At 69.9% G+C, this 5,480-nt stretch carries 4 protein-coding genes; all 4 read left to right on the plus strand.

Features of this window, described 5'->3' with window-relative positions; all coding sequences use genetic code 11:
• On the plus strand, positions 1 to 729 hold a 729-nt coding region (locus tag VJS38_RS05575), incomplete at its 5' end, for a hypothetical protein (RefSeq protein WP_324087164.1).
• Positions 726 to 1,949, plus strand: coding sequence for a hypothetical protein (locus VJS38_RS05580; RefSeq protein ID WP_324087165.1), 1,224 nt, complete (start codon positions 726 to 728; stop codon positions 1,947 to 1,949). The genes VJS38_RS05575 and VJS38_RS05580, both read left to right, overlap by 4 nt.
• A gap of 147 nt (positions 1,950 to 2,096) precedes the next feature.
• The gene (locus tag VJS38_RS05585; RefSeq protein ID WP_324087166.1) at positions 2,097 to 3,821 is read left to right on the plus strand and encodes a type I secretion system permease/ATPase; all 1,725 of its coding nucleotides are present in this window, start codon (positions 2,097 to 2,099) and stop codon (positions 3,819 to 3,821) included.
• Positions 3,821 to 5,197: an HlyD family type I secretion periplasmic adaptor subunit gene (locus tag VJS38_RS05590; RefSeq protein ID WP_324087167.1), complete on the plus strand. Its 1,377-nt coding sequence runs from the start codon at positions 3,821 to 3,823 to the stop codon at positions 5,195 to 5,197. The genes VJS38_RS05585 and VJS38_RS05590 overlap by 1 nt, the downstream gene beginning before the upstream one ends.
• Positions 5,198 to 5,480: the final 283 nt, after the last annotated feature.

The following is a 5,480-nucleotide window of genomic DNA, read 5'->3' on the forward strand; positions in this document are numbered from 1 at the left end:
GTGATCTACCTCGACCCTGACACCGCGCTCCTGGCCAGCCTCGCGCCGCTTCAGGCCTGGCTCGAGACCGACGACATCCTGCTCACCCCGCATCTGCTCGATCCGAACGACGAGCCGCTGGCGATCGAGGACAACGACGTCGCCACCCTGCGCACCGGCATTTTCAACCTGGGCTTCGTCGCCGTGCGGACCGCGGGCGAGGGCGCGCGCTTCGCCAGGTGGTGGAACGACCGGCTGCTCACCCACTGCTACGACGACATCCCGAACGGACTGTTCGTCGACCAGCGCTGGTGCGACCACGTCCCGGCCATGTTCGACAAGGTCAAGGTCGTCCGCGACCCGGGCTACAACGTCGCCAGCTGGAACCTCAGCCGGCGGAAGGTCAGCATCGAGAAGGACGGCCGGATCCTGGTGAACGGCGCGCCGCTGCGTTTCTGGCACTTCACCAAGCTGGGCGAGGTGGGCGACGCCATGACCCGCCGCTACGCGGGCGACAACTTCCCGGTCTACGAGCTGTGGAGCTGGTACCGGCGCGAGATCGCGCGGGCGACGGATCCGGTCATCCCGCAGCGCTGGTGGGCCTTCGGCGTCTACTCGGACGGCCTGCCGATCGAGAAGGCGCACCGCCTGCTCTATCGCAGCCGCAAGGACCTGCAGGCCGCGTTCCCCGATCCCTATGCCGCAGGGCCGCGCGGCTTCCGCGCCTGGCTGATGGAGAATGAGGCGTGAGCGCCGCGCCGTGTGAAGACGCCCCGCCGGTGGACGAGCGTCCCGACCTGATCGCCAAGGCCTCGGCGGTCGCGGCCGTGGTCCACGAGCTGCGCGAGGAAACGCTGCGGCTGCAGGCGCGCGAGGCGGTGACCCGCGGAGGCCTGACGGAGGCGCTGCTGGCCGCGCTTCGGCGCGACGCGGGCGCCCGGGCCGGGCTGCGCAGCCTTGCGGTGCGGCCGCGTCTGACGATCAAGGTGCGAGGCGGGCTCGCCCGGCGGCTCGCCTGGCGGCTGCGGGGGGCGCTGTTCCGGCTGCGCTGGCCGGGCCAGACCCTGATGCTCGCCGCCTCGGGGATGTGGCGCCCCAGCGGGCGGCCGCTCTATGACCTGCGCCACATCGCGGCCTATGTCCGCCGCGGCGCCGATCCGCAGGTCGTCCCGCCGAGCCTCTTCGACCAGGCCTACTACCTTGGCCGCTATCCGGACGTGGCCGCGCTCGGCGTTTCGCCGCTGTCGCACTACCTGCGCGCCGGCCAGGCCGAGGGGCGCAGCCCGCACCCGCTGTTCGACGCCGAGTTCTACGCCCGCCGCAACGCCGAGGAGCTGGCGCGCACGCGGCTGTGGCCGCTGGCTCACTTCGTCCGCATCGGCGGCCAGTCCGCCCTCGATCCGCATCCGCTGTTCGACGCTGCGCACTACATGGCCCAGGCGCCGGACCTGCTCCTGCGCGAAGATCCGGCGACGCACTATCTGCGGACGGGATGGCGCCAGGGCCTGTCGCCGCATCCGCTGTTCGACCCGGCCTGGTACGCCGCGCAGGCGCCCGCGGAAGCGGCGCAGGTCCCGCCGCTGGTTCACTTCCTCGCCGAAGGCGCCGCCCGCGGCCTCTCGCCACACCCGCTGTTCGATCCGGCCTGGTATTGCGCCCAGACGCCGCACGCGCACCGCTCAGGTCTCGACCCCCTGCGCCATTATCTCGCAGTGGGCGCCGCCCAGGGCCTGAGCCCGTCCCGTTGGTTCGATCCCCAGCACTATGCGGCGCGCCGCGGCGAGGCGCTCGCGCCGGGGGCGAACCCGCTGATCGACTATCTGCAGGCAGGCGCCTGGGCGGTCGACGAGCCGACGCCGGGGTTCGCCACCGCGGCCTACCTGGCGGCCCATCCCGAGCTCGTCGCCCAGGGCCTGACCCCCCTGGAGCACTGGGCGAGGGCTGCGACCGAACGTCCTATGAGCGATTGACAGCGTAAGGGGCCGGCCGCATCTCTCGGCCGCCTCCGGGGGGCCGGAAGGCATGCGTCGGCATAGTCAAGGTCGTGCGCGTTCACCGCAATTGCGCCACCTTTCGGGTATTTTGGGCGGCGACTCGAACGGGATGCTCGGGCGACCATGAAATTTCTCACCTTCCTGACGAACCAGCCAGACAATGTGCTGACGCGCGCGCTGAACGAGGGCAAACGTCCTTTCGCCGTCGCGGCGGTGTTCAGCTTCTTTTCTAACCTGCTCTACTTGGCCATGCCGCTCTACACCTATCAGGTCTATGGGCGTGTCATGCAGAGCGAGAGCCAGGCGACGCTGTGGGTGCTGACCGCCGTCACCATCTTCGTCTTCGCCGTCTCCAGCGTGATCGACGACTATCGGGCGCGCATCCTGATCAACTACGGGGTGGTGCTCGACCAGCGGGTCTCGGGCCGCCTGTTCTCCAGCCTGTTCGATTCGGCGGTCCGCGGGGACAGCGCCGGGCGCTCGCAGGTGCTGCGCGACCTCGACTCGTTCCGCCAGACCCTGACCGGGGTCGCCGCGGCGGCGTTCTTCGACCTGCCGTGGATTCCGGTCTTCATCGTCGTCCTCTATCTGATCGACCCGCTGGTCGGCGTGCTGACGACCGCCGGCGCCGGCGCGCTGATCTGGCTCGCCCTGATGCAGGAGCGCGCCATCCGGCCGCCGATGAAGGAGGCCAATGACGCGGCGCTGCGAAGCTACGCCTTCACCGAGGCGGCGCTGCGCAACAGCGAGGTCGTGCGCGCCATGGGCATGCTGCCGACGCTCGGCTCGGCCTGGGCCCACTTCCGCGGCATCACCATCGAGCGCGGGGCCGACACGGCGGAGAAGTCGAACTCCTACACCGACCTCATCAAGGCCTTCCGGATGGCGATCCAGATCCTGACGATCGCCATCGGCGCCTGGCTGATCATGAAGGGCCAGCTGGCCTCGGGCATGCTGTTCGCCAACATGATCCTGGCCGCCCGCGCGCTGTCGCCGATCGAGAAGATCGTCGGGGCGTGGGAGCCGCTGAACAACATGGCCCGCGCGCACGGCCGGCTGATGGAGGTGCTGCAGAAGGCCGAGCCGCCGTCCCAGTCGACGGCGCTGCCCCGGCCCAAGGGCCGCCTGAGCGTCGAGGCGGTGAACTACGCCCCGCCCGGCGGCAACCGCCTGCTGCTGGCCGGCGTCAACTTCCAGCTCGAGCCGGGCGAGGTGCTGGGCATCGTCGGCCCGTCGGGGGCCGGCAAGTCGACGCTGGCGCGGGTGCTGATGGGCATCTGGCGGCCGGTCAACGGGGTGGTCCGCCTCGATGGCGCGGACGTGTTCAGCTGGAACCGCGCCGACTTCGGCCGGCACGTCGGCTACCTGCCGCAGGACACCGAGCTGTTCGCCGGCACCATCCGCCAGAACATCGCCCGCTTCCGCGACGACATCACCGACGAGCAGGTGGTCCGCGCCGCCCAGCTGGCCGGGGTGCACGAGCTGGTGCTGCGCACGCCCAAGGGCTACGACACCGAGGTCGGCGACGGCGGGGTGGTCCTGTCGGTCGGCCAGCGCCAGCGCGTGGGCCTGGCCCGCGCGATGCTGGCGGACCCCGCCTTCATCGTCCTGGACGAGCCCAACGCCAGCCTCGACGCCGAAGGCGAAGCGGCGCTGATGAGCGCTATCGAAGCGATGAAGGCCAACGGCTCCACCGTGGTCATCATCTCCCACAAGATCGGCGTGTTCCGCGCCGTCGACAAACTGCTGGCGGTGCGCGACGGCCGGGTGGAGCTGTTCGGCCCGCGCGACGCGGTGATGTCGCGGCTGATGAAGCCCGCCGAAGTGCGCGCCGTGGAGGCCAGCTGATGAAACTTGATCTGGGCCCGGTTCGCTCGAGCTATGTCGCGCCGACGTTCGGCACGGACGTCATGGAGCCGCTCGACCCGGCGCTGCAGCAGCGGCTGCGGCGGCCGATGGTGGTGGGCGCGGCGATCATCGGCGTGCTGGTGGTGGGCCTCGGCCTCTGGGCCGCGCTGACGCCGCTGGCGAGCGGCATCACCGCGCCGGGCGAGGTGAAGGTCGAGGCGAACCTGAAGACCATCCGCCACCGCGAGGGCGGCACGGTGCGGCAGATTCTGGTGCAGGAAGGCCAGTTCGTGAAGGCGAACCAGCCGCTGATCACCTTCGAGGACACCGACACCAAGGCGGCCTACGACGTGCTGCAGAACCAGTCGGACATCCTCAACGCCCAGGCCGCGCGCGCCTCGGCCGAGGCCAGCGGCCAGAACGTGATCCAGTGGCCGGCGGACCTCACCGCCCGGGCGGCGGCCGACTCGCGGGTCGCCGGCCTGATGCGCGACCAGCAGTTCCTGTTCGACACCCGCCTGCAGCTGTTCCAGAGCCAGTCCTCGGTGCTCACCCAGCGGATGGACCAGATCCAGAACCAGATCCAGGGCGACCAGGCCCAGGTCGATTCGGTGAAGGACCAGAGCAAGCTGACCGACGACGAGATGAGCGGCTACAAGACGCTCTACGCCAAGGGCTATGCGCCGCGGCAGCTGATCCTGCGCTACCAGCGCTCGATGTCCGAGCTCGCCGGCAAGCAGGGCTCGCTGGTCGCCGACATCGCCCGGCTGAAGCAGCAGCAGGGCGAGACGCGCATGCAGATGGCCGCCATGCGCGACCAGCGCCACACCACCGCCGCCGACGAGCTGCGCGAGGCCCAGGCCAAGCTGGCCGACGTCGGGCCGCGGCTGACCGCCGCCAGGGTGGCGCAGGACGCCACGGTCGTGCGCTCGCCGGCCGCCGGCTACATCTTCAACCTGACCCAGTTCACGCAAGGCGGCGCCTCGGCCCCGGGCGAGGTGCTGATGCAGGTGGTGCCGGCCAACTCGCCGCTGTTCGTCCAGGCCATGATCAAGCCGCAGGACGTCGAGACGGTCCACGTCGGCATGAAGGCGCGGGTCCGCATCCTGGCGCTGAACCCGCGCTGGCACCATCCGATGGACGCCACCGTGGTGATGCTGGCGGCGGACAAGACGACCAACGAGAAGTCCGGCCAGTCCTTCTACCGGGCGGACGTCAGAATCGACCCGAAGGAGCTGACCAAGCTCAAGAAGGACGAGCGCATCACGCCCGGCATGCCGGCCAGCGTCATGCTGATCAGCGGCAAGCGGACCCTCCTGGGCTTCCTGGTCTCGCCGATCACGGACACCATGGAGCACGCGTTCCGCGAACAATAGCCGAGGGTTAGGGGGCTTCCGGCCGCGGTTCCGGAGCCCCCCGTTTTTCCAGTCTAGCTCGGGCGCCGTCCCGCCGCAGTATGGCCTTTTTGATATTGCGCGATTGGCGCCGTTCCGATACCTCTTTGTTCGGGCTCGTTTAACCTTCGCCGCGGTATATGCCGGGGCGAACGGGGTTATGGATCGTCGGGACCGCTCCATCGGGCATGGGGGTCAGGCGTGCCGGGGTCCGTGTGACACAGACTGGAGAGATTAATGGCAACCTATACTTTCGAGACGATCA

The organism is Phenylobacterium sp. (assembly GCF_035276905.1).
GTDB lineage: Bacteria > Pseudomonadota > Alphaproteobacteria > Caulobacterales > Caulobacteraceae > Phenylobacterium.

What these genes read in the sequence shown, in the direction of transcription:
- VJS38_RS05585 (WP_324087166.1), top strand. Translation starts at nt 2,097, where the DNA reads ATGAAATTTCTCACCTTCCTGACGAACCAGCCAGACAATGTGCTGACG.
- VJS38_RS05590 (WP_324087167.1), top strand. Translation starts at nt 3,821, where the DNA reads ATGAAACTTGATCTGGGCCCGGTTCGCTCGAGCTATGTCGCGCCGACG.